The sequence below is a fragment of the Chryseotalea sanaruensis genome (genome assembly GCF_003990915.1).
GTDB classification, from domain to species: Bacteria; Bacteroidota; Bacteroidia; order Cytophagales; family Cyclobacteriaceae; genus Chryseotalea; species Chryseotalea sanaruensis.
In genome coordinates this window covers 828,510-849,993 of sequence record NZ_BHXQ01000001.1, presented here as the reverse complement: position 1 = coordinate 849,993, position 21,484 = coordinate 828,510, and the positions used below count along the sequence as shown (strand labels likewise).

Genomic DNA, 21,484 nt, shown 5'->3' with positions numbered 1-21,484 from the left:
AAAGCACTAAAAAAATTTATTAAACCGTAAACAAATTATATGAATACAACAACAAAAGTAATTCTTGGAATCACAGTAGCAGCTGCTGCAGGTGCCGCCATCGGAATGTTATTGGCACCTGAAAAGGGAACAGATCTTCAAAAGAAAATTAAAGACGGAGCAAAAGATTGGCTAAGTCAATTTTCAGGTTTAATCGTTATGGGCAAGGAGCTCGCATCTGAATTTAAATCAAAAGCGCAAAATGAAGTAGATGAACTAGAATCCGAATTCTCAGATTATAGAAATACCTAAAATTAATTATTATGAGTAAGCAAAGGAAGAGCAGTGAAGAATTGGTGGATGTGGGTACCGATTTGGTTGCAGCCTATCGTGATCTTATTACCATTAAAGCAATTGAATATACCTCTTTAGGAGCATCTACGAGTGTTGTAGGCCTCTTATCGTTAATACTCGGCTTATTCATACTACTATTTATAGGATTCGGTGCAGCTTGGTGGCTCGGTGAAGCCATGGACAATATTAAAGCTGGATTTTTTATTGTAGGAGGAGTATATACACTAGCTTTTACCTTGATACTGCTTACCTCAAGCAAAGTTTTGGTGCCAGGAATCAGAAATTTTATTATCAAGAAAATTTATGAACAGAATTAATAATTATGATGAATTGGTGGCAGCACGAAGAATGACTGAGACAATTATTGCAGACCGAAAGCGAATCATTAATGAACATGTAGATGGCTTTAAAGAGAAGTTGACACCAGTAATGAATATCGTGAATATTTTTAAAAACAAAGGAAGTGGCAATAGCTCACTGTTGAAGGGTGGCACTTCACTAGCCATTGATTTGTTTGTAGGGCAAAAGCTTTTGAGAAAGGCAGGCTGGTTTACACGATTAATTGTTCCTACATTATTAAGAACGCTATCCTCCAAGGTTATTGGTAACAGTAAGAAAGAGTAGCCATTGCAAATCTTTATTTATGATTGTTTAATTTACCCATAATTGTATCCAACGTAGCTGTTAACTTAACAAGTGCTCCATCCATGGCCTGATCAAGTGTATCAGCTTGATTGGAAACTGCAATGGGTTGTCTGTGTTCTAATCGAGCTTCCAATAAACATCGTTTGGTATTCATCCCATTTTTAGGCCCATTTTCATCAGAAAGATGTACTTCGAGACGGGTAATATGTTCACTGAATCTACTAAGAACTGACTCTATCTGTACTATGTAGAGAGCTATAAATTCTTCAGTTCCATGTACATTATTATCTGTGTTGAATTGTATAGTCATATAGCAAGTTTAACTTGTGTCGATTTTTTTCAATAACGAAATATGGCTGCAATACCAGTTTCTGAAGGCATTTGTTCTTTTGGGATAATAATTACAGTACCTCCCATTTTGTTTACTAACTCACCTATGTCATCCAATTGATCGTCCAGAACAGGTTGTGTTGTATCTGCAGTTTCAAAGGTGCCTGTTACTTTATTTCTTAATCTTTTAGCAATTACGCGATTCGCCTCAATAAAGACTGTATCTACCCGGCTGGCTTCAGCTGCTTCAATCACTTCATCTATCGTTTCACTTCCAAGTCCATTTGATTTTGCCTGATTAAATTTTTCAGCTAACAATTCTAATTTCTTTAAGTACAGAGGTTGCATTATTTCCCAGGACAATTCCGCCAATTTTTCTATTGTAACGGCCTGGGGATTTATCTCAATTCCTTCTGCCAAAAGGAATGGATTTTTATTTACCTGCTTAAATAGATTATGGTGTTCTGGCAAGGCTGCCAAAAGTAAGGGTAACCCCAGAGGATTAGAATAATTGTCATAAATGGCACTTGCAGTTAAACGAAAAAATCGTTCAGCATCATTATCCACCTCATCTTTTTTTCCACCATGTCCGTGATGTATAGTTGTGCTGCCGCTACCTACTCCTCCATAGGAAGCTACAGTAGAATGCTTTTCAGTCAATTCATCACCTAGCGCCTCTGAAACTGTTTTTGGAAAGCCACCCGGTAATTTGATTTCAATTAATGAATGACGATTTCCTTCATAAAGATGTATAGTATCCTGGGTAAGTGCCAAAACTTGATAACGATCTTCTGATTGTAAAATTTGACGAAGTGGTTTGCTATGAAAGCTTTCTTCGATAATTACAAGTTCTTCAACTGGTAGTTGCAATTGAATTACTTCGAAAAAAGCAGGTGCCGCCAATACACAAAGTCCATCGCTTGTATGATTCCAAAAGTCTTCATCGTGGGCTAACGTTTCGAATGATTCCAGCAGCGTCTCAATCTCAGCATTTGGGTATTTTTCTATTAGAGATTCCTTTACTTGTTTAACGAGATTTTTATATCTGATTGGATCCTGGATATTCTCAGGATGAATTCTATGCGTAGGCATGTAAAGTGATATACAAGGCGATACGGTGATAGTTAATAACTCACTAATCAATTCTTTAGTAAGCAGTTTTAGTTTTATTTTCATTTTCTGAAGTTTTGAAAGTGTTTTTTGTTAGCTACTAATTTAATATTAACGCTACTGTATGCCTAAGCGCTTGCTTAGGTTGCTCTTAGTTGTAATAGATTAATAAGCTTACCTAATTAATTCTGTTTGAACTTAGAAGGAACTTAAACTGATTTCGTATTGGAGAATATTAGGCAGATAGGAATTAAATCTTACGAATTCGTATTTAATTCACCATAGTGCTTGTTAAGGTTATCAAGATCAACAACATTTATTAATTGCGCAGGATCATATGCGGGACTACTTTTTATAAATGCTACAGAGGTTTCAACATATGCTGTGGAAGTCTCCCAGTCAATCTCATGGATCAATTTTGGAGAGATCAGCACTTTTTTACCAGGTAACCATTTACCTGTATCAATCAATAAAAAATCTATTTCCCACTTGGATTCGTCAATTATAAAATCTTCAACATCTCCAATTTCACTGTCAACCGCTTTAATCTTATAGCCTGTTACTTTCTCAGTACTGCGTAAGTGCTTATCGGCATTTTTCTCTTGTTCGGTTTCTGTTTCAGTAAGATTAGTTCGTGGCAACCCCATGATTACCGGTCCAGGACTTATCGCTAATACATCACCACCGCCACCATAATATCCACCACCCCAATACTTAACCCAAGGATAATATTTTTGTAGTTTGATCTCTTCCTGTCGTGAAACAGGTAAGTCCGTATTTATATCCGGGCTATTCTTTATTTGTTCTTTGGTGAGGTTAACAGAAAATATTTTATTATTCCAATCCGTAGCAATAATTGCTTCCGTAGAAATGAGTACTACCCGGCCAAACAACCAATTGCCTGTGTCCACAATCAGATATCGAACTACCCATGATTCATCATCAAAATAGAACTCTTTCACTTTTCCAATTTCGCCATCTGTTGCTCCCATAGCGAAGCCGGTTATTTTTTTTACACTTTGCTTCATGATTAGAATTTTGATTCGCTTTTATTTATTTAACTGAAAAAGTCCCCGTCTTTAGCACTACTAACCCTGGATGTAATGTAGCAACATCTTCTTCACCAGTTATAAAAATTTCAATAGGCTTAAAGGGGGTAACTGTTGCCAAAGAACTTGTAAGTGTTTTAGACATAAATCCAGTTGATGTTTTTAATTGTCCTATATTTTTCACACGATTATTCTCTGTTTCCATCCATACTATATAACCCACTTTTGAAGGTGTAAGCCTTGTTGGATCAGCCAAACGCATTACACTTAAATCGATAATATAATTTTTATTGTCGTCACTTTTTACTGTAACTACCCCTTCAGCAGAGGGTACAACTGATGAAGTGAGAAAGGGAATTTTCTGAGAGCATGAAGTAATCGAAAGCAGCATTATTATCACCAATACGCCAGAAAACTTATTCTTTAATCCAATGTTCAATTCTATCGTTTTCTGTATCATAATATTATTATTTTGAGTTTGTTCCGAAAATATTTTTCAAGTGATACACAATCTTGTTGTCTAAATTATTGAGTACTTAATTAAGTAAGCACATTATGAGCCATTCTGGATTGGTGTTAATTTAACTTGAAAGAGAATTAAATTGAGATAAGGTGAGAGAATGTTACTACTGAGTGTGGATGAATATGCCCAATGTTTGTCTCGAAAAAATTGGTTTAATTTAAGGTTACCCATTTACAATTTCGCCTCCGTTGGGATGTAGGAACTGGCCAGTCATGTAGGCTGAGTCTGCACAAGCAAGAAACAAATAGCTTGGCGCTACTTCTGCGGGTTCACCGGCTCTCCCCACGGGTACTTCACTGCCAAACATGGAAATTTTTTTACGGAAAATGAAGAAGCGATTAAAGGTGTCCAAATAGGGCCAGGAGCAACACCATTAACACGTATTCCTTTTTTGGCCAGATTGGATGAGAGACTTCTGGTAAAAGTAACAATGGCACCTTTTGTTGAGGCATAATCGATTAAGGAAGCACTTCCGCGATAGGCAGTAACAGAAGATGTGTTAATAATAGAACTGCCCTTTTTCATATATGGGAGTGCTGCCTTTGTTACCCAAAAATAAGGATATACGTTGGTAGCAAAAGTTGTCAATAATTGTTGCGTTGAAAGTTCTTGCAATTTCTCAGTTTCATAATGTAGTGCAGCATTGTTAATTAGGATGTCTAATTTCTGAAAACGCTTAATAGCCATTTTTACTATTTCTCTGCAATATTTTTCCTTACTTAAATCTCCAGGAACAATCAGGCATTCAGTATGCATTTCTACTTCTCGCTGAGTTTGTTTGGCGTCACTATGTTCATTCAGGTAACTGATCACAATCATAGCACCTTCCTGAGCAAAAAGAACAGCAATGGCTTTTCCAATACCGCTGTCACCACCTGTAATAAGTGCAACTTTCCCGAATAGTTTTCCTTAAGTAGATTCAGGAAGTTTAGAAAGAGGTTGTGGCTTCATCTTACTCTCAAGTCCTGGCCGTTTTTGAATCTGCTTTTTTCTCAACTGCTTTGATTTGGATTGCTTTTGCATCTGCCTGTAGCTTTAGTAGACTATTGTTTACTCAATTTCTTTTTTCGTTTGCTTTATAAAACCCGGCTGGATGTTTTTAGCGGTTTTCCTTTTCGCTTCTCTCGAGGGGGTGTTATTTTTTTCCTTTCGATGTCGGGTGGGGCAGAAGGATCTATGATTTGTGGTGGTTCCGGAGTTTCAATAACGGGCGAAACTGGATTTGTTATTGGCTCTTCCACTGAGGGCGCTTCTTTTCCTGGTAAGTCTTTAGGTTTTTCCATAGCATTTTAAATTCTAATCGTACTTTAAGAATTTTCGTGCCAGTATGAAGTCTGCTCTTTGCTTCATGTAAGGTGAAGGTTATGAGCAAGCCTCAGGGTCATTTATCTACATCCAATGAACAATTATCCTCAGTGTCTTTTCGGAGAGTTTTATAAATAATGCTAGTTATCTGGATTGAAGCTATTAGTATAATTGAATGAAAGAAATTATTTATAACCTGCCTGTTATAAGAAAGAGGTGGTGATCTGTTGAAGAACTTCCGGATTTATTCTAAATTTATCCATATGCCTTAAATAGTTTCCTAGGCAATCCTTATGCTAAAATGATCATTCGTCCTCTACCATTTCCGATAAAAGCAGGCTAGCAGTAAACTTTATTAAACAAAAGGAATTCCACCAACCGATGCAAGAAAAAGGTATAAAGACTCACTGCAGGGCTGGGAATTAATCAGTAAGGGGATAAATTTTTATTATTAAAAAATGCAAATACGCTCGTTTTAAAGTTTACTAATTTTGGCTACAGTGTATTTGAATCGGACATACAATGTACTTCGCCCGCTGAAGAAAATACGCTCTGTCATGATGTGCAACTCATTCAAAAATCCATCACAGAATTAAACAACATTGACAACCTGGTCATTGATGTACAGAATAACTGGGGAGGATCAGAAATTACTCCACTTCTTGCTGTGTTGGTTAAAAGACCTTTTTATGACCTTAGTGTTCGATTCAAGAAGTTACCTTCAATTGAAAGCGACCGTATTCGGCCTTATTCCTTTTGGTTTAGTCCTCGCCTGGAAAACTGGGTTTCACCAATAAGGAAAAGTGAAGTGTACAAGCAGCTTGAGTATCGCGATTTTTTGCCAGCATGCGCTGTTTTTTGTCGTGACTCTTACGGCTGTGATCTAAAGCCGATTATACCTTCTGCAAAAGTCTATCACTGAAAAATATTTTTGTTGTTACTAATCATAGCTGCATAAGTTCCTGCGATGACTTTGTTTGGCGAATGAAGGATTATTCTGATGCAATTATTACAGGACAACTACAGACGGCTGATGCAACCTTTAGCCGGATAACACTAGTTTACTACATCAATCATAACAACATATCAAAAAGTGTTTATGGCTATGGAGAGCCCATAGAACAGAAAAACCTATTCTATACAATTACGATTCCAAATTCAGCTACGATTAATGTTGATGGTTCACCGAAACAAGGCGTACCAACAGTACTTGATTATCAAGTACCTATTGAGAAAGACCATAATGGAGATATGGATGTATACACATTAATATAAGTATTGGAACGCTATCAACTTACATAATAGCAGCTACGGTTATTTTTAAGCCGGCCATAATACTTATGATAAAATTTTACTAGGATGTCTGCATGAAAGATAGGTTTAGCAATATTAGTTTTCAAGGCTTTGTATAAACATCTAATCGACACAATTTACTTAGTAGTGGAAAGTAGTTTAAACTAAAATTATTAGAATTTTGATTTCATCATATTCCGTAAGAATTTACAGCTGATGCCATAGTTTATAGCTTACTCTCTGGTAAAGCTTCTCATTTCTTCAATATCAGTTTCATTGAAAAATTAATCTAATAAGCGATCGAATAAAGGCGCTGTGCTTTGATTAAGATTATGATTTTAATTTTAATCCTTTTGGAAACATCAGGTATAGAAAGACGCAAATTAACAGAAAATTATACTCTACGCCATTTCTTCCACCACCCACTACAAACCAACCTTCGCTGGCATGAACCATAATGATTCCCATCAGTAAAATTAAAATAGTAACGATGGAAACTGGTTTAATGTATTTGTTGACGATCAATAGAATAGCACAAAGTACATGCGAAATTTTTATAGCCCAGGCAAGGGGCACACCCAGTGGTGAGAATCCGACTTGGTTTAAAAATGAATTTCCGAAAGCGTTTACCCCTCCATCAAACATCCCTGGTAAACCATGCGATAGAAGAATAATAGCCAGTGCTATGCGGAGTATAAGTGTATTGTCAATCATCTTATTTAAAGTTATCTGAATGTTTAAAATATGTATGAAGGAGAAGCCACAACCAATATCCCGGAACTGTTAGATATACCAGACGTCTCCGATACTAAAGTACCACCAGCAAAGACTTTAATAAAAAGCGTTTGACCAGCCACACCACCATCACCACCAACTGTGATAGAAGTACTTACAGTGGTGGATAAGTACTTAATATTTTTAGTCCATGGCAAAGAAGTGATAGATTCATTAGTTCCTCCTCCACTTGCTGTGATGTAAGTCGCATCAAGTGTTCCGGTGAAAGTGCCACTAATTTCAAATTTTATATCACGGCTTTTACCAGCCTTTGCATCGTCTTCGCTACAAGCAAACAATACCAGTAAAATAAGGAGGTGAACTAAGCGTACTATAAGTTTGTGGTTCTTCATGGAGATAATTAAATGTTGCTCATTTTAATTATTAAGGCAAAGGTGCAGACTCTTTGTGCCTTTAGTTTTTTACAAAGTAGCGGGATGTTTACCAGTGAGTCGTTAACTAAAGTTAATAAAGGAGTTGGCCAAGTAGAGATCACGCTTCATTTAACTGTTTTTTTTCAATTTTTTTCATGATCAGGAAGTGATTGGAAAATAAAGAAAATAGTAAAAGCTATCCGGTTGGATAAGTCAAATATTATAATTACAAGACAAGACTCAATGCACAACTATGACCTGTTTGCAAAGCAATGATTTTTGAAGGTTGAAGATTAGTTTGCCCTTTCCTTTTCTGTTAAACGACCTCTCATTCTGCTGAGGGATTGAGGCGTTACACCGAGGTAACTCGCTAATTGGTATTGTGGCACTCTTTGAAGCAGATCAGGTCTTAAGTGAAGTAAATTTAAATAGCGCTGTTCGGGTGTAGAGGTCTTGAAATCGTCAAATTCAACCTTATTTTTTGCCAACAGCTCTTCTGCCATAATTCGACATAGGATCTGAAACCTAGGGAATTTTTCAAACATTATATTCTCCATTTCAGAATTAGCAACAACGAGAATAGAGTCTTCTACACAGGAAACAAAATAGGCGGATGGTTTCTTGTTAATGCTACAAATGGGATTGAGGCCTTCCATTTCTGTGTAAAAGGCCGTTGATTTTTCTTCTCCATCAATAACATAATAGCATCGGATCATTCCTTCCATTACGAAATACCCAATATCAGAGATTTCTCCTTCATGAAGCAGAATAGTGCCCCGCGTGTAGTACTTGAAAATATTCAAGTCGATGAGGGCTTGCTTTTCCTCGTCTTTAAGCGGCATATACTGTGCAATGAATTCAAAAAGCTTTTCTTCCATAAGGTACCTATTTGAGTTTTTAGCTTACTAACGGAAAGTTAGGACTTTTAGATTCTTCTCAAGCCAGTTACAATACACATTTCATCAATTCATTTTAAAGAAGACTATTTTGAATGACACTAAATTGATGGCTGGTTTGTCAAATATGGGTTAGGTTGACTAGTTTTAGTGTAAACGCATCTTTATATGAATGAACAAACTCTCAGCAGGCGCTTTTTCCTTAAAGTGTCCGGTGCATTTGTTGCGCTGGCTGCCGTACCCTCAACGGTACACGCTTTTTATCAGGATGTTAAGAGCTTCCTTGTTCCACCAAAGGAAACATTACCAACCACCTTAACCATAAACAAACAGCCTTATAAGGTAACAGCGGATACGCGCAGCACCTTGTTAGATCTGTTGCGCGAAGAACTGCAGCTTACAGGTACAAAAAAAGGATGTGACCATGGTCAATGTGGCGCATGTACAGTTCATGTAGATGGTCAACGTGTACTTAGCTGCCTAACACTTACTGCCATGTTGCCAGGTAAAACAGTAACCACCATTGAAGGCCTTGCCGATGGTGAAAAACTACATCCAATGCAGCAAGCTTTTATTGAATGCGATGGGTTCCAATGCGGCTATTGTACACCTGGGCAGATTATGTCGGCAGTAGCTTGTGTAAATGAAGGACACACTAAATCGGTTGCTGAAATAAAGGAATTCATGAGTGGCAATCTATGTCGCTGCGGTGCTTATAACGGAATTGTAGAAGCTATTCAAAAAGTTGCCAAATGAGACCATTCAATTTTACCAAGGTTACAACTGTCAAGGACGGCATAACCAAAAAGGAAGATACAGGGCAATATATAGCCGGTGGTACAAACCTGCTTGATCTGATGAAGAAGCACATCGCTCAGCCAGAGATGTTAGTAGACATAACAACGATATCATCATCCATCAAACCACTCAAAACCGGAGTACAAATTGGTGCGATGGTTCGCAACAGCACACTTACTTTAGACAATGAAATTCTAACGAAGTATCCTTTAATCGCAAAAGCAATACTAGCAGGAGCTTCTCCGCAAATTCGAAACATGGCTTCCACGGGTGGTAATTTACTGCAACGTACCCGATGTGTCTATTTTTATGATGTGGATATGCCTTGTAATAAAAGAGAACCAGGAAGCGGCTGCAGTGCGCTTCATGGAAATAATCGCATGAGTGCAATAGTGGGTTGGAGTGAAGATTGCGTTGCTGTTCATCCTTCTGATCTTTGCATTGCATTAGTTGCCTTAGATGCTTCCGTTAAAGTGGTAGAGAAAAATCAAAAGGAACGTATTATTCCATTCAAGGATTTTCATCGCTTGCCAGGTAATACACCACACCAGGACAATAATCTTCCGGCCAATGCTATCATCACGGCAATTGAAGTTCCTGTGAATCCTTTCAATAAGCATTATGCTTATCTCAAACTCAGGGATCGCGATTCGTATGCATTTGCTTTAGTATCTGTGGCGGCCGCATTGCACCTTGAGAATAATCGCATTGTTGATGCCCGGTTAGCTTCGGGTGGTGTGGCGCATAAACCCTGGCGATGGTCAGATGCAGAGAATTTCCTGAAAGGTAAAGAAGCCAATACTGCCAATTTTCAAGAAGCTGCACGGATCGCTGCTGAGCAGACCAAGCCACTTGAGGGCAACGCATTTAAAGTGCCTATGCTTAAAGGAGCAATTGAAGTTGCATTACAAAATTGTTTAACTGCCTAGACCGACTTTATGGAATTCTTTGATAATGAACTAAGCACTTTAATGCCAGCCGAAGGACGCGTAGAAGCCATCGCTAAAGTAACAGGTAAAGGGAAGTACGCAGCAGAGTACACAGTACCTGGTGTATGCTATGCCGTGTTGGTAACCAGTAGCATTCCGGCTGGAACAATTAAGGCCATACAGGTTGACAAGGCAAAGCGGGCCACTGGCGTAATTGATATTCTTTACCACCAGAATAAACCTGTTGTTCCGGGATTTGCAGATGAAACAAAAATAAGAGAATCCAGAGTTGGGTTACCAGTTTTTTATACCGATAAAATTTATTTTAAGGGCCAGCCCATTGCACTTGTTGTTGCTGAATCATTGGAAGAAGCAACGTACGCTGCTTCACTGATTACTGCCGATTATACAGCAGAGGTTTTTAATGTTGACTTTGTAAAAACACATCCTAGTATACCGTTAAAGGCAGCAGGGAAGGAGCGAGGCACAGTTGATGAATGGTCGAATGCTATACATATAGTTGAAGCAGAGTATACGATTAAAGAAGAAGTGCATAATCCTATGGAGATGCATGCCACCATTGCTGAATGGGTGGGTGACAACAAAGTGAAGTTATATGAAAAAACGCAAGGTGTAAATTCAGTGCAACGCGTTATAAGCGGATTGTTTTCTATACCAAGAGAAAACGTAGAAGTTATCAGTGAATTTGTGGGTGGGGGATTTGGCTCTGGTTTACGGGTTTGGTCCAATACGTTAATGGCTGTGATGGCCTCACTACAAGTGAAACGCCCTGTTAAGCTTATGCTAACACGGCCGCAAATGTTTTCGCTCGTTGGCTATCGTCCTGAATCGTGGCAGAAAATTAAGCTTGGCGCGGATAGCAGTGGTAAATTTTCAGGCATGATCCACCAGGCGAAGCATACTACTTCAGTGTTTGAAAACTTTAACGAGAACATTACCCGTATTGCGCGCCTTGTTTATGATTTTAAAAACTTAAAAACGGAGTCAGCGATTGTTCCATTAAATTTAGGTACACCTACCTGGATGCGCGGGCCGGGCGATTGCACAGGTGACTTCGCCATAGAAAGTGCTATCGATGAACTTAGCTATAAGCTGAATGAAGATCCGATTGCTTTACGACTGAAAAATATCGCGCTAAAGAATGATCCGGAATCGGGTAAACCCTGGTCAACGCATTTCATTGATGAATGTCTGGAACAAGGGGCTACGAAAATCAACTGGAAAAACCGAAAACAAACACCTGGTCAGGTTACTGAAGGCGATTGGCAAATCGGCTACGGTATGGCTATTGGCATGTGGACATCAGGAAGAACCCAGGCGAGTGCTTCCATTGTGCTGGATAAAAGCGGAACAATAATCGTTCGTACTGCTATGACTGATATTGGAACAGGAACAGGAACCGCGATGCAAAACCTTGCCCACGAAAGTCTGGGTATGCCGAAAAACAAAATCAAGGTTGAGCTAGGTAATTCAAATTTACCTCCGGCTCCCAGTCAGGGGGGTAGCACCGGACTTGCTTCTTTAGGCGGTGCTGTGATGGATGCTGCCACCTTGTTGAAACAAAAGCTTGCTACTTATGCAGCTGCAATTAATGCTCAATACAAAGATGCAGCTGCTGCCGATATTTTGCTTTCAGAAAACGGAATTTCATACAAGCAAGCCAATGCACAATTTATTAGCTACGCAGACTTGTGGAAGAAAGTAGATGAGCCTACCATTGAAGCAGAAGCTACGTCAGCTCCGGGTGAAGAGCGTCAGCAATTTGCCTTCTGTTCATCAGCCGCACATTTTTGCATCGTTCGCGTCCACAGTAAAACAGGCAAAGTGAAAGTTGATCGCATGGTGTGTGTAGCAGATGGAGGAAAAATTATTAATGAGAAACCTGCTGCCAACCAGGTTTCAGGAGCTGCGGTTGGTGGCATTGGTATGGCCTTAATGGAAGAGCAACAGGCTGATGTTAAGTTTGGCAGTCTTTTAGGAAATGATCTTGCAGGTTATCACTTCGCTGTTAATGCAGATGCTCCCATCATCGAGGTTTCCTTCATTGACAAGCCAGATCCCAACATCAATCAAATGGGTTCTAAGGGATTAGGTGAAGTAGGTATAATAGGATGTGCAGCTGCTATAGCCAATGCCATTTATAACGCAACGGGTAAGCGCTTACGCAATTTGCCTATTACTCCGGATAAGGTTTTGCTGGGTTAGTACGGTAAAAGGTCAAGCTTGTAGGTCTTAGCGAGACGCTAAGACTAGTGGGAGATGATGGCTTGTTTCATTTGGGAGATGCTACGTTTTCTACACAAGATAAAAATTGGTCCTACGACTGGTTAGAAGCTGCAACCACTAATCAAAAAACCGTTTTCCCAATTATGAAAGGAAAAGATTTAAAAATAAAGGCATCTGATCCTGATAAATTAAGAGCTATTTACCGAGATTTTGATATCAATGCAGATGATTTTATAAATGGAAGTTTTACCATTCCTGCAAATCAAATAGGTTCATTGAAAATATTTGGCAGTGCTGCGGATGATATTAGTATAGTTAAGGAAGTAATCAATCTTTTTGACTAATGAACAGTACAGAACAAAAGAGATTAAGAGCAAAGGTTCATGAGGCACTATTGTTTTTTTACGAATCGAAGGGTTTTAAACTTAGCAAAACAAATGGAGTTTTTAAAAAGGATGGATTCGAAGTTGAATGGGGGGTGTCAGCAAAAAACATTGACTACATTTATTTTAACCCCTCGTTATGTGTCGTAGAGGACATTGTACAAAACACTTTACAGTTGGTGTTTGAGGAGAAGAAATTTGGTCTTACAATTTGTCGGCTTGCAGGTTGTCGGCTTGCACAAGAATTTGGGGTTCATGAATACGATTACCTAGGAGACAATGAAGATGATGTTGATAACGGTACTACTTATAAAGTTGACCAAGAAAGTGATTTAAGCAAACTAGTTGCTGATCATGTGAATTACATGGAGAAAGTGGGGTTACCGTTCTTTGAGAAAGTGAATTCTCTTCAGGGGATTTACAAATATTTATCTGACTTATTTTTCAAAAATGAAAAAGTCAAGAAGATCATTGGGAAAAGAGAAGTTTTAAGCTGTGTAGCAGCTTCCTATTTGTTGAATGACTCAGATATTGAGAAGTTATTACGAAGGTTGGAAGAACTGTATGCTGGAAACACTTATCTCCTCGATGATATGCAGAAGATTAAGCAATATTTTGAAAATAAAGGCTCCCCACACTGGTCGTAGCGTCTCGCTACGACCCTTGAAAAGGCTACATAACGTATCATTTTTTATATCTTATTTTAAGATGCAGTAGCGCAAGAGATTATTTTTGTTTTAGAAATAAATTGTAGCGTTGTTATTGATTGACAGAATTATAGTTAAGGTCGTAGCGTCTCGCTACGATCCTTGATATGGTCTTGAGTGCGTATTGCAAGGAAGTCTTAGCGAGACGCTAAGACCAGAAGGTGTTTTGTAAAGGCATAGCTGCACTGCCAAAAGCGTTGTACCAACATTCACAATAGTATCCCAATGGCTATAGCCCTATCTTTGCACCATGCAGCCCAACCTTAATACACTTTATAGCGATTTCTTAGCCAATTTGTCCATACCAGCCTTTAATCCAATGCAGCTTGAGCTGATTGAAAAGGCCGAACCGGGTACGAATCTTATGCTTTTAGCACCAACAGGCTCTGGAAAAACGCTGGCATTTCTAACCGCTGTGTTTAGCAAGCTTTCCGCTAAGGATAAGTTGGTGCAAGCGATTATTGTTGCGCCATCGCGTGAGCTGGCATTACAGATCGAACAGGTTTTCAGAGCAATGAAGACTTCTTATAAAGTTACCTGCTGTTATGGAGGTCATGATTTTCAAGTGGAACAGAATAGCCTGAGTGAAGCACCAGCAGTAATTATTGCAACACCGGGCAGACTAGCAGATCATATCGATCGTAAATCATTTGATCCATCAGGTGTCAGGATTGTAGTGCTTGATGAGTTTGATAAATCTTTGCAGATGGGCTTTCATGATCAGCTGGACATCCTATTCAAGTCATTGAACCAACGTCAGCAACATATACTAACCTCTGCTACTAATCAGGGAGCGCTACCGGATTTTCTTCCTTTTAAGCGACTGAACACGATTGATTATTTGACTTCCGTTCCGGACCCTAAGCTTGAATTAAAAGTACTCCACACCAATAGCACAGATAAAGTTGATGCGCTGATGAAACTGGTAGCCAGTTTTAACCAGGAGGTGTGCCTTGTCTTTTGTAACCATCGCGAAGCCGTAGAAAGAATCAGTATGCTGTTTAAGAGCAAGAATTTTGAACATGGCACATTCCATGGTGCAATGGAACAGATTGATCGTGAGAAAAACCTGATCCGGTTCAGGGGTGGGGCACACAATGTTTTAATTTCAACTGACCTGGCTTCACGCGGACTGGATATTCCGGACATTAAACATGTTGTTCATTATCAATTACCTCCGAAAGAAGATGCATTCATTCACCGAAATGGAAGGACAGCACGTATGCATGCGCATGGCGAAGCGTATTTGATTCTTGCCGATGATGAATCATTACCTGAATACCTCACGCAAAAGATTGAAACCATACCCGTACCCAAAACTTTGAAACTGCCACCACCACCTGCCTATGCGTGTTTATACATAAGCGCAGGCAAAAAAGATAAAGTGAGTAAGGGTGACATTGTTGGCTTTTTGACAAAAAAAGGCGGAATTACAGGAGATGACATTGGGTTGATCATGCCACTTGACTATGCTTCTTATGTATCTATAAAGCGACCCTTGGTGAAAAAGGTGCTGGAGGCAATACAGCAAGAAAAACTAAAAAATATTAAAGTAAAGGTTGAAGTAGCGAATTGATATTTCGCTTCTTCAACTAGTTATGCCCAAACTCGAGTGAGTTACCTATTTAGGTTGCCAACATTCCTATCACGTTCTATCTAGATTTTCTTTTAAGCTCAACATAAGAGGCTTCTTTAGAAGATAGATTCAGGAATTCTGCTGCACTGCCAACTTTCCAACCTTTTGCTTCAAGCCGTTTTTTCTTTGCACTATTCATTTCTTAAGAAACGGAATATTAATACTGTTATGAATATTAGACATATGTCCAGATTGACATATAATCTTTTACCTTTTTAAGGTAGTAATACTTTTTAGTCAAGTGCGTTTTGTGAGCTAAACTTGATATGATATGATAAAATTGTAATGGTTTTATTTTAGTAACAGCTATTTCAAGGCGCGCTGTTAAATGCAATAGGGATAGAAACGGAAAGCCCGAAGCGCGCGGGAAGGAGCGAGGCCGGACTTGTAGTGGATAGCCCGGGCCGCAGGCATTGCCCTTATAGTAAAAAATGTGTTTCATTATTGTCTTTTGTTTTAAATTCAGAAGTAAACTTTGCTGAGCGATTCGTTTTACTATTGTTGAAAATCTTCATAGTTGTTAGTTTAATTGATCTGGAGCGCTAACAATTGAGTTCAATAACCTACCATAAACCTTAATTACAATCTTTTTACATATCCGTTTACATCATTTTACATCTGAAATGGCGTTTTGATTCACTGGCCGTCTAGTTTTGATGCATTCTTTTACTAAAATCAAATCGATTATGGATTTACTAGAGCTGACCTTTTATTGCATGTTGAGTACATTTTTTGCTGAACCGACTTTGGAACATGCCCAATTAACTGCGGCAAAGCCTTTAAAATGTAGCACAAGCAATGTGCTTGCACCAGTAGTAAACAGCATTATTTACCAATCAAAAGATGGTGGACAGACTTGGCAGGACATCAGTCAGGGTTTGCCTGTGAATGTACAACCTGAAGACTTTTTTGCAGGTGAGTCTGATGTTTATATGCGTGTAAAAAATGATTTGTATCGTAGTAAAACTAATCTTACCAAGCCTGTTTGGGAAAAAGAGAATGGCCTTGATTTACGAAGTCCTTCAATTGCTTTCAATCGTTCGGGTGTACTGGCTTACAATTATGATGGAAAGATTTATAGAAAAGCATCGGCTGCAGACAACTGGTTACCGGTATATGCAAATTCTAAAAAGCAGTCGATGAACAATATTATTGAAACTTCTGATGGTACGTTGTTCTTAGGTTCAGGAAATGGTCTTTACAAATCTGCGGACAAGGGACAAAGCTGGAAGCAAGTACAAAATGAAGGTTGGGTAATGGATATCGTTGAGTCTGATGGTGTTCTTATCGGTACTGGTCAAAATGGTATTATGCGTTCGATAGACAACGGTGAACATTGGGAATGGGTAATAAGCGAAGGTGGAGTAGGTATAGCTATTGAACGTATAGAAGGAGGATTTGCTGCCATAGCTTATAGTTCTGCTAACCAATCCAGAAGAATATTTATATCATTGGATAAAGGAATAACCTGGAAGACTATTGATGAAGGACTTAAGCCTGCTTTATCCATTTCATCCATCAAACAAGTAGGTAACAATTTACTCTGTGGTCATCCGGATGGTATTTATCGTTCGGCTGATATGGGCAAAACATGGCAGTTGGTTCAATCCGGTATGGCGGAAAGAAAGTTGGTATTTGTTCCGACATGGAATACTGCTACTTACAATGATTCTGGAAAAGTGTTTAAACTGTTTGTGACTGGAAATGAAGTATACGCTGTTGCTGTCAATTCAGGATGCTAATAGGTGATTGTAAATGAGTAGGTTATGTAAATTGAATTCGCTCATTTAATTAAGATGGTTTAAAGTATTACATTATATAGCGATGTTTTGGTATGCTGATATTTATTCTGTGCAAATTCAACAATTACTGATGATTGAAAGTATGTTACTTTGTTTCATATTCCTGGTCCTCTGCGAGAAACAATCGACTCAATAGAAAGAATGATGAGCCACCTCCATACTGTATTAAAGTCAACAAAGTGGGAACTTTTTGTGACCCTTTACCCCAATTGAATAGTTACTTCATCCCTTAATCAGCATTCCAAGTCTTTAATAAGCATAGTTATTGGAGGCACCGACTTTGTGCCACAGCACAGTATAAACTAATTTAAACAAACAATTTATGAAAGTAGGTCAGGGATGGAAGGTGATGTTGATGATGGCGGTCGTAGCATTAAGTGTAATGACAATGAGTTGCGATGACGATGATGATAATAATGCAACAGGGAAAAATTATAACATCACCGGAAGTGCGAACGGCACTCAGGTTGTTCCGGCAATCAGTGGAACAGGTACGGGAACGATGACAGGTACTTATAATCCGAATACCCGTGTATTAAATTACACTAATAGTTGGGCTGGCTTAAGTGGCGCACCAACTGGTGGTGGTTTTTATAGCGGAGCATCAGGCGTAAACGGTGCTACAGTAGGAACACCATGGGCATATAATGGTAGCACAACAGCAACAGGTAGTAGTTCTGGTAATATGACACTTACAGAATCACAGGAGCAACAGCTTTTGGGAGGTAACATGTATTACGGCTATAATACTGCAACAAATACCAACGGAGAAATCCGAGGTCAAATTACCACACAAGTACAATAATTAAGGAGTGCATTATTTATTTTAAAGAGGGTCTTATGTAGGCCCTCTTTTCTTTTGTAGGGTTTAAACACATGGTAATAATTCAGGAGGCTGATGTCACTATTGGCACTGGTTTACGCAAAGTCCTTCCGGATGGAGAATTTTCTACACAATCCATTCTCATCTTTACTTCTTTTTGGGAATAATTTACGCTTAGTAAGATTTGGTTCGCAGATTGTGTAGTGCCAAATAACTAAACGAGTATTCGATAATGATACGTGATGGAGTACATCTCAGCCTTTGGCAAGAAAAGGTAAAAACCTATAAACCAGTATTCGAGTCTGTGCATTCACAGAAGTTTGATGTAATAATTGTAGGTGGTGGTATAACAGGAATTGCCACTGCATTGGCCTTACAGACAAGAGGAAAAAACTGTCTTGTGCTGGAGACACGAAATTTATGCTACGGAACTACAGGCGGAACAACGGCACACATCAATACTTTTTTGGATACACCGTATAATACCATTATTGATAATTTTAATCTTGAAGTTGCCAGGCATATCGCTAAGGCTGCGAAAGATGTAATAAAAAAGATAAAATCAACTGTTGACACCTTTGCTATCGATTGTGGATATGAAGACTGTAAAGCTTTTGTGTTTGCCCAGAATGAAAAGCAAGTGGATGAACTGGATAAAATTTTAGACGCCTGTATAAAAGTAGGTGTTCATGCAGCGCATAGTAAAGATATTCCTGTACCCATTGCATTTTTAAAAGCGATGGTAATCAACGACCAGGGTAAATTTCACCCAGTCAACTATGTGTATGGAATGGCTGCTGCATTTGAAAAAGCAGGTGGCATAATTCTCGAGAATTGCAGGCTTATAAAAGCAGATGAAAGTGGTGAATTAATCAAGGCTGAGACGGAGATGGGTAACTTTCAATGCGATCACCTTGTCTATGCTACTCACATTCCTCCCGGTATTAATTTGCTTCATTTACGCTGTACACCTTACCGAAGTTATGCCATGGTGGCGAGATTAAAGTCGGGCCAATATCCAAAGGATTTGATATACGACATGGCGGATCCTTATCACTACTATCGTACACAATTAATCGATGGTGAAGAGTATTTTATTGCAGGAGGTAAAGATCATAAAACGGGATATGAACAAGAGACCGATGCATGCTTCGAAAGTCTGGAGCAAACCATAAGAACTCATTTTGATATAAGTTCCATTTCACATGCATGGTCATCGCAATACTATGAATCATCTGATGGAATTCCCTACATAGGTCATTTACCGTCCCATAACGAAAAGGTATTAGTTGCAACAGGGTTTGGTGGAAATGGAATGACCTATAGTCACATTGCTGCAGAAGTTATTCAGTGTATAATTTTTCAGGAAAAAAATGAATTGATTGATATCTTTTCTCCTTCACGGCTAAAACCGATTGCGGGCTTTAAGAATTTTGTAGAACACAATTTTGATGTAGTAAAACAGCTGATGTCAAAAGCGCTTTCATTGTATGAGGATAAAAATTTTGAAAGCATACCACCCGGAGAAGGAAAAGTTTTAAAAATCGATAATCATCCAATAGGTGTATACAGTGATGGTGTTGATTCTATACATATTGTAAGTGCTGTCTGTACGCACATGAAGTGTATTGTAAAGTGGAATACTGCCGAGAAATCATGGGATTGTCCTTGTCATGGTGCACGCTACTCAATTCAAGGGAAAGTACTTAACGGTCCGGCAGATCACGATCTTGAATACATACATCATTCAGTAAAGGAGAATGTGTGATAGCGTAAAACATTCTAAACAAGGAATGGGTATGCTTTTGTTTCACTGCTTGCAATTAATTCTAGAAATGCTTTTCTATTGTTAGGGTGCCTTACACTAACGTGAATGAATAATTATCATCACTTCCGGAAGTTAGCTTTATTGGGTAACTGCCAGCATGGATGCTATTGGTGGCAAGTGTGTTGGCATGAAGTTGAGCGTTCAACACTCTTGAAAATTAAAATGTGTCTCACTCTTTTCAAAAATTTCACAATTATCCAAGAAAATGGCTCAATTTATCCCGATTTTTTGAAGAGTAAATTGATGTTGAAATCCCTGGTTTTGTCCCTTGAAATCGGGATAAAAAATTTGGTTGATTTATTATTGTTAAAAGCAGATTAAGCATTTTGTTTCTCACTTATTTAATGATGTTTCAATTGCTGAGCAGCCTGAGTCCATTCTATATCTTTACTATTCCTCCCGGATTATCAATGCCCCTTTACTATCATTACAACCTATCTTAATTTTAAGGTTTTAGTTTTATTAAAAAGCCATTTCAACAGATTTAAGCATGAGTATACCTTAAAATTAAGGTATCGATAATGCGGCAATTTTTGATTTTTCGGAGTTTTATCATTTTAACAAGATTAATTCATCCATTCATTTTGCAGCCACAGATATAATAATTTTATTTGCCCCGGGCTTGATTGGTGCAGCGATTACTTTTTTACTTTCTTATCTAAACCTTCATCAATGAAATTTATCTTCATGGTGACGCTGCTATTGCTTGTAGCCTGTCACGCCATTGCTCAATGGAATCCTAATGGGGCTACTACTGGTAATATCTACTATAATGGTGGGAATGTGGGGATTGGGGAGAGTTCTCCATCAAGCCCTTTACATATCAAGTCAAACATTAACAGAACACTTCGGCTGGATTTTATTGGTTTATCAGAAGGTAATTCGTATACATGGCAATCCTTTTCAGCCAATTCCGTTGAACAATGGAGAATCATTGGGAAAGAAAATGACAATGCAAGCCTTGAATTTTATAACAAATCAGGTGTTAGCAGACTGAGTCTATTGCAAAATGGTAACATTGGTATTGGTGTTTCTCAACCAGGTGCAAAGTTAGAAGTCAATGGAAATATTAATGTGGGGAGTCCAAACTCAGTTGTTCTTGGTTATGGTGCTACATTAAGTTTTTTAGGAGCTTCATTAAATGGAGATCCTTTATGGATATCACGCTATAATAATAGTGCTAATAAATCAGAGCTGAGATTAAACCTTGGGGATGATTTCGGTCAGCAGGAAGATATGTTTACAATTGGTACTCATCATTGGAATGGGGGAGAGTGGAAGCCCCATTTTTCCGTTCATGCCTCTGGTAAAGTAGGCATCGGCACCACTAACCCTGACGCCAAACTCGCAGTCAAAGGCACCATCCATGCCGAAGAAGTAAAGGTAGACTTACAAGTCCCCGGGCCCGACTATGTTTTCGAACCAACTTATCAACTACCCTCACTCACCAAAATAGAAAACTACATAAAAGCCAACAAACATTTACCCGAAGTACCTTCTGCCAAAGAGATGGAGACTAACGGTATTAATTTGAGTGAGATGAATATGCTGTTGTTAAAAAAGGTTGAGGAGTTGACGTTGCATTTGATAAGAATTGAAAAAGAGAATGAGTTGCAAAGGAAAGAAATCAATGAATTGAAAAGAAGAGAGGAGGAGTAGTGTTGAAGGACGTCCGAACCACGATGGTTGGGATAAAAAC

24 protein-coding genes and 1 pseudogene are annotated in these 21,484 nt (G+C 38.6%); 15 read left to right on the top strand and 10 right to left on the bottom strand.

The window, feature by feature from the left end:
- Positions 1-39: 39 nt before the first annotated feature.
- The 3 genes from SanaruYs_RS03460 to SanaruYs_RS03450 are packed head-to-tail and all read left to right on the top strand — an operon-like array spanning position 40 to position 957.
- Entirely contained in the window at positions 40-291 is a 252-nt protein-coding gene (locus SanaruYs_RS03460) for a YtxH domain-containing protein (RefSeq protein WP_127121100.1), read from the top strand.
- Between the two features lie 11 nt (positions 292-302).
- On the top strand, positions 303-650 hold the full coding sequence (locus SanaruYs_RS03455) for a hypothetical protein (RefSeq protein WP_127121099.1): 348 nt from the start codon (positions 303-305) through the stop codon (positions 648-650).
- On the top strand, positions 637-957 hold the full coding sequence (locus tag SanaruYs_RS03450; RefSeq protein WP_127121098.1) for a hypothetical protein: 321 nt from the start codon (positions 637-639) through the stop codon (positions 955-957). The genes SanaruYs_RS03455 and SanaruYs_RS03450 overlap by 14 nt, the downstream gene beginning before the upstream one ends.
- A gap of 13 nt (positions 958-970) precedes the next feature.
- Here SanaruYs_RS03450 and SanaruYs_RS03445 read toward each other — a convergent pair whose 3' ends face one another.
- The 6 genes and pseudogenes from SanaruYs_RS03445 to SanaruYs_RS03420 form a co-directional block, all read right to left on the bottom strand.
- Complete coding sequence (locus SanaruYs_RS03445) at positions 971-1,288, bottom strand: HPF/RaiA family ribosome-associated protein (RefSeq protein WP_127121097.1); 318 nt, start codon at positions 1,286-1,288, stop codon at positions 971-973.
- A gap of 29 nt (positions 1,289-1,317) precedes the next feature.
- On the bottom strand, positions 1,318-2,484 hold the full coding sequence (locus tag SanaruYs_RS03440; RefSeq protein ID WP_160118573.1) for a baeRF3 domain-containing protein: 1,167 nt from the start codon (positions 2,482-2,484) through the stop codon (positions 1,318-1,320).
- Positions 2,485-2,675: 191 nt separating this feature from the next.
- Complete coding sequence (locus SanaruYs_RS03435; protein WP_127121096.1) at positions 2,676-3,446, bottom strand: PRC-barrel domain-containing protein; 771 nt, start codon at positions 3,444-3,446, stop codon at positions 2,676-2,678.
- A gap of 25 nt (positions 3,447-3,471) precedes the next feature.
- On the bottom strand, positions 3,472-3,927 hold the full coding sequence (locus tag SanaruYs_RS03430) for a hypothetical protein (RefSeq protein ID WP_174842759.1): 456 nt from the start codon (positions 3,925-3,927) through the stop codon (positions 3,472-3,474).
- A 226-nt stretch (positions 3,928-4,153) separates the two neighbouring features.
- Positions 4,154-4,839, bottom strand: a pseudogene (locus SanaruYs_RS03425) (SDR family oxidoreductase).
- Positions 4,840-5,066: 227 nt separating this feature from the next.
- A complete protein-coding gene (locus SanaruYs_RS03420; protein ID WP_127121095.1) occupies positions 5,067-5,273 on the bottom strand; it encodes a hypothetical protein in 207 nt (68 codons plus the stop codon).
- A 584-nt stretch (positions 5,274-5,857) separates the two neighbouring features.
- Here SanaruYs_RS03420 and SanaruYs_RS03415 point away from each other — a divergent pair.
- Together SanaruYs_RS03415 and SanaruYs_RS03410 are read left to right on the top strand one after the other, a co-directional pair.
- Positions 5,858-6,217, top strand: coding sequence for a hypothetical protein (locus SanaruYs_RS03415; RefSeq protein WP_127121094.1), 360 nt, complete (start codon positions 5,858-5,860; stop codon positions 6,215-6,217).
- A gap of 62 nt (positions 6,218-6,279) precedes the next feature.
- Entirely contained in the window at positions 6,280-6,570 is a 291-nt protein-coding gene (locus SanaruYs_RS03410; protein ID WP_127121093.1) for a hypothetical protein, read from the top strand.
- A 348-nt stretch (positions 6,571-6,918) separates the two neighbouring features.
- Here the strand turns inward: SanaruYs_RS03410 and SanaruYs_RS03405 are convergent, their stop codons facing one another.
- The 3 genes from SanaruYs_RS03405 to SanaruYs_RS03395 all read right to left on the bottom strand — a co-directional run bounded on the left by SanaruYs_RS03405 (position 6,919) and on the right by SanaruYs_RS03395 (position 8,614).
- On the bottom strand, positions 6,919-7,302 hold the full coding sequence (locus tag SanaruYs_RS03405; RefSeq protein WP_218022352.1) for a DoxX family protein: 384 nt from the start codon (positions 7,300-7,302) through the stop codon (positions 6,919-6,921).
- Positions 7,303-7,325: 23 nt separating this feature from the next.
- Entirely contained in the window at positions 7,326-7,715 is a 390-nt protein-coding gene (locus SanaruYs_RS03400; protein WP_127121092.1) for a hypothetical protein, read from the bottom strand.
- Positions 7,716-8,029: 314 nt separating this feature from the next.
- Positions 8,030-8,614 (bottom strand): Crp/Fnr family transcriptional regulator, encoded by a 585-nt coding sequence (locus tag SanaruYs_RS03395; protein ID WP_127121091.1) that lies wholly within the window; start codon positions 8,612-8,614, stop codon positions 8,030-8,032.
- 186 nt (positions 8,615-8,800) lie between these two features.
- Here SanaruYs_RS03395 and SanaruYs_RS03390 point away from each other — a divergent pair, with 186 nt between their 5' ends.
- The 6 genes from SanaruYs_RS03390 (at position 8,801) to SanaruYs_RS03365 (ending at position 15,272) form a co-directional block, all read left to right on the top strand.
- The gene (locus SanaruYs_RS03390) at positions 8,801-9,388 is read left to right on the top strand and encodes a (2Fe-2S)-binding protein (RefSeq protein ID WP_127121090.1); all 588 of its coding nucleotides are present in this window, start codon (positions 8,801-8,803) and stop codon (positions 9,386-9,388) included.
- Entirely contained in the window at positions 9,385-10,359 is a 975-nt protein-coding gene (locus SanaruYs_RS03385) for an FAD binding domain-containing protein (protein ID WP_127121089.1), read from the top strand. The genes SanaruYs_RS03390 and SanaruYs_RS03385 overlap by 4 nt, the downstream gene beginning before the upstream one ends.
- A 9-nt stretch (positions 10,360-10,368) precedes the next feature.
- The gene (locus SanaruYs_RS03380) at positions 10,369-12,585 is read left to right on the top strand and encodes a xanthine dehydrogenase family protein molybdopterin-binding subunit (protein ID WP_246011825.1); all 2,217 of its coding nucleotides are present in this window, start codon (positions 10,369-10,371) and stop codon (positions 12,583-12,585) included.
- A 47-nt stretch (positions 12,586-12,632) separates the two neighbouring features.
- Positions 12,633-12,950 carry a hypothetical protein gene (locus tag SanaruYs_RS03375; RefSeq protein WP_127121088.1) on the top strand — a complete coding sequence of 106 codons (318 nt, stop codon included), beginning with the start codon at positions 12,633-12,635 and terminating at the stop codon, positions 12,948-12,950.
- Positions 12,950-13,636, top strand: coding sequence for a response regulator transcription factor (locus tag SanaruYs_RS03370; protein WP_127121087.1), 687 nt, complete (start codon positions 12,950-12,952; stop codon positions 13,634-13,636). The genes SanaruYs_RS03375 and SanaruYs_RS03370 overlap by 1 nt, the downstream gene beginning before the upstream one ends.
- Before the next feature lie 310 nt (positions 13,637-13,946).
- Positions 13,947-15,272, top strand: coding sequence for a DEAD/DEAH box helicase (locus tag SanaruYs_RS03365; RefSeq protein WP_127121086.1), 1,326 nt, complete (start codon positions 13,947-13,949; stop codon positions 15,270-15,272).
- A 76-nt stretch (positions 15,273-15,348) separates the two neighbouring features.
- On the opposite strand, the gene SanaruYs_RS20390 is transcribed toward SanaruYs_RS03365, so the two are convergent.
- Positions 15,349-15,471, bottom strand: coding sequence for a hypothetical protein (locus SanaruYs_RS20390; protein ID WP_262708658.1), 123 nt, complete (start codon positions 15,469-15,471; stop codon positions 15,349-15,351).
- Positions 15,472-16,018: 547 nt separating this feature from the next.
- On the opposite strand from SanaruYs_RS20390, the gene SanaruYs_RS03355 reads away from it, so the two are divergent.
- The 4 genes from SanaruYs_RS03355 to SanaruYs_RS03340 all read left to right on the top strand — a co-directional run bounded on the left by SanaruYs_RS03355 (position 16,019) and on the right by SanaruYs_RS03340 (position 21,444).
- Positions 16,019-17,074: a WD40/YVTN/BNR-like repeat-containing protein gene (locus tag SanaruYs_RS03355; RefSeq protein ID WP_127121085.1), complete on the top strand. Its 1,056-nt coding sequence runs from the start codon at positions 16,019-16,021 to the stop codon at positions 17,072-17,074.
- A 382-nt stretch (positions 17,075-17,456) separates the two neighbouring features.
- Complete coding sequence (locus SanaruYs_RS03350) at positions 17,457-17,939, top strand: CHRD domain-containing protein (RefSeq protein WP_127121084.1); 483 nt, start codon at positions 17,457-17,459, stop codon at positions 17,937-17,939.
- A gap of 250 nt (positions 17,940-18,189) precedes the next feature.
- Positions 18,190-19,725: an FAD-dependent oxidoreductase gene (locus SanaruYs_RS03345; protein ID WP_127121083.1), complete on the top strand. Its 1,536-nt coding sequence runs from the start codon at positions 18,190-18,192 to the stop codon at positions 19,723-19,725.
- Positions 19,726-20,457: 732 nt separating this feature from the next.
- Positions 20,458-21,444: a hypothetical protein gene (locus SanaruYs_RS03340; protein WP_127121082.1), complete on the top strand. Its 987-nt coding sequence runs from the start codon at positions 20,458-20,460 to the stop codon at positions 21,442-21,444.
- The last annotated feature ends 40 nt before the right edge of the window (positions 21,445-21,484 follow it).

Excerpts from the sequence above, each read along its gene's own strand:
- SanaruYs_RS03460 (WP_127121100.1), top strand. The coding sequence starts at position 40 with ATGAATACAACAACAAAAGTAATTCTTGGAATCACAGTAGCAGCTGCT.
- SanaruYs_RS03455 (WP_127121099.1), top strand. The coding sequence starts at position 303 with ATGAGTAAGCAAAGGAAGAGCAGTGAAGAATTGGTGGATGTGGGTACC.
- SanaruYs_RS03450 (WP_127121098.1), top strand. The coding sequence starts at position 637 with ATGAACAGAATTAATAATTATGATGAATTGGTGGCAGCACGAAGAATG.
- SanaruYs_RS03445 (WP_127121097.1), bottom strand. The coding sequence starts at position 1,288 with ATGACTATACAATTCAACACAGATAATAATGTACATGGAACTGAAGAA.
- SanaruYs_RS03440 (WP_160118573.1), bottom strand. The coding sequence starts at position 2,484 with ATGAAAATAAAACTAAAACTGCTTACTAAAGAATTGATTAGTGAGTTA.
- SanaruYs_RS03435 (WP_127121096.1), bottom strand. The coding sequence starts at position 3,446 with ATGAAGCAAAGTGTAAAAAAAATAACCGGCTTCGCTATGGGAGCAACA.
- SanaruYs_RS03430 (WP_174842759.1), bottom strand. The coding sequence starts at position 3,927 with ATGATACAGAAAACGATAGAATTGAACATTGGATTAAAGAATAAGTTT.
- SanaruYs_RS03420 (WP_127121095.1), bottom strand. The coding sequence starts at position 5,273 with ATGGAAAAACCTAAAGACTTACCAGGAAAAGAAGCGCCCTCAGTGGAA.
- SanaruYs_RS03410 (WP_127121093.1), top strand. The coding sequence starts at position 6,280 with ATGAAGGATTATTCTGATGCAATTATTACAGGACAACTACAGACGGCT.
- SanaruYs_RS03405 (WP_218022352.1), bottom strand. The coding sequence starts at position 7,302 with ATGATTGACAATACACTTATACTCCGCATAGCACTGGCTATTATTCTT.
- SanaruYs_RS03400 (WP_127121092.1), bottom strand. The coding sequence starts at position 7,715 with ATGAAGAACCACAAACTTATAGTACGCTTAGTTCACCTCCTTATTTTA.
- SanaruYs_RS03395 (WP_127121091.1), bottom strand. The coding sequence starts at position 8,614 with ATGGAAGAAAAGCTTTTTGAATTCATTGCACAGTATATGCCGCTTAAA.
- SanaruYs_RS03390 (WP_127121090.1), top strand. The coding sequence starts at position 8,801 with ATGAATGAACAAACTCTCAGCAGGCGCTTTTTCCTTAAAGTGTCCGGT.
- SanaruYs_RS03385 (WP_127121089.1), top strand. The coding sequence starts at position 9,385 with ATGAGACCATTCAATTTTACCAAGGTTACAACTGTCAAGGACGGCATA.
- SanaruYs_RS03380 (WP_246011825.1), top strand. The coding sequence starts at position 10,369 with ATGGAATTCTTTGATAATGAACTAAGCACTTTAATGCCAGCCGAAGGA.
- SanaruYs_RS03370 (WP_127121087.1), top strand. The coding sequence starts at position 12,950 with ATGAACAGTACAGAACAAAAGAGATTAAGAGCAAAGGTTCATGAGGCA.
- SanaruYs_RS03365 (WP_127121086.1), top strand. The coding sequence starts at position 13,947 with ATGCAGCCCAACCTTAATACACTTTATAGCGATTTCTTAGCCAATTTG.
- SanaruYs_RS20390 (WP_262708658.1), bottom strand. The coding sequence starts at position 15,471 with ATGAATAGTGCAAAGAAAAAACGGCTTGAAGCAAAAGGTTGGAAAGTT.
- SanaruYs_RS03355 (WP_127121085.1), top strand. The coding sequence starts at position 16,019 with ATGGATTTACTAGAGCTGACCTTTTATTGCATGTTGAGTACATTTTTT.
- SanaruYs_RS03350 (WP_127121084.1), top strand. The coding sequence starts at position 17,457 with ATGAAAGTAGGTCAGGGATGGAAGGTGATGTTGATGATGGCGGTCGTA.
- SanaruYs_RS03345 (WP_127121083.1), top strand. The coding sequence starts at position 18,190 with ATGATACGTGATGGAGTACATCTCAGCCTTTGGCAAGAAAAGGTAAAA.
- SanaruYs_RS03340 (WP_127121082.1), top strand. The coding sequence starts at position 20,458 with ATGAAATTTATCTTCATGGTGACGCTGCTATTGCTTGTAGCCTGTCAC.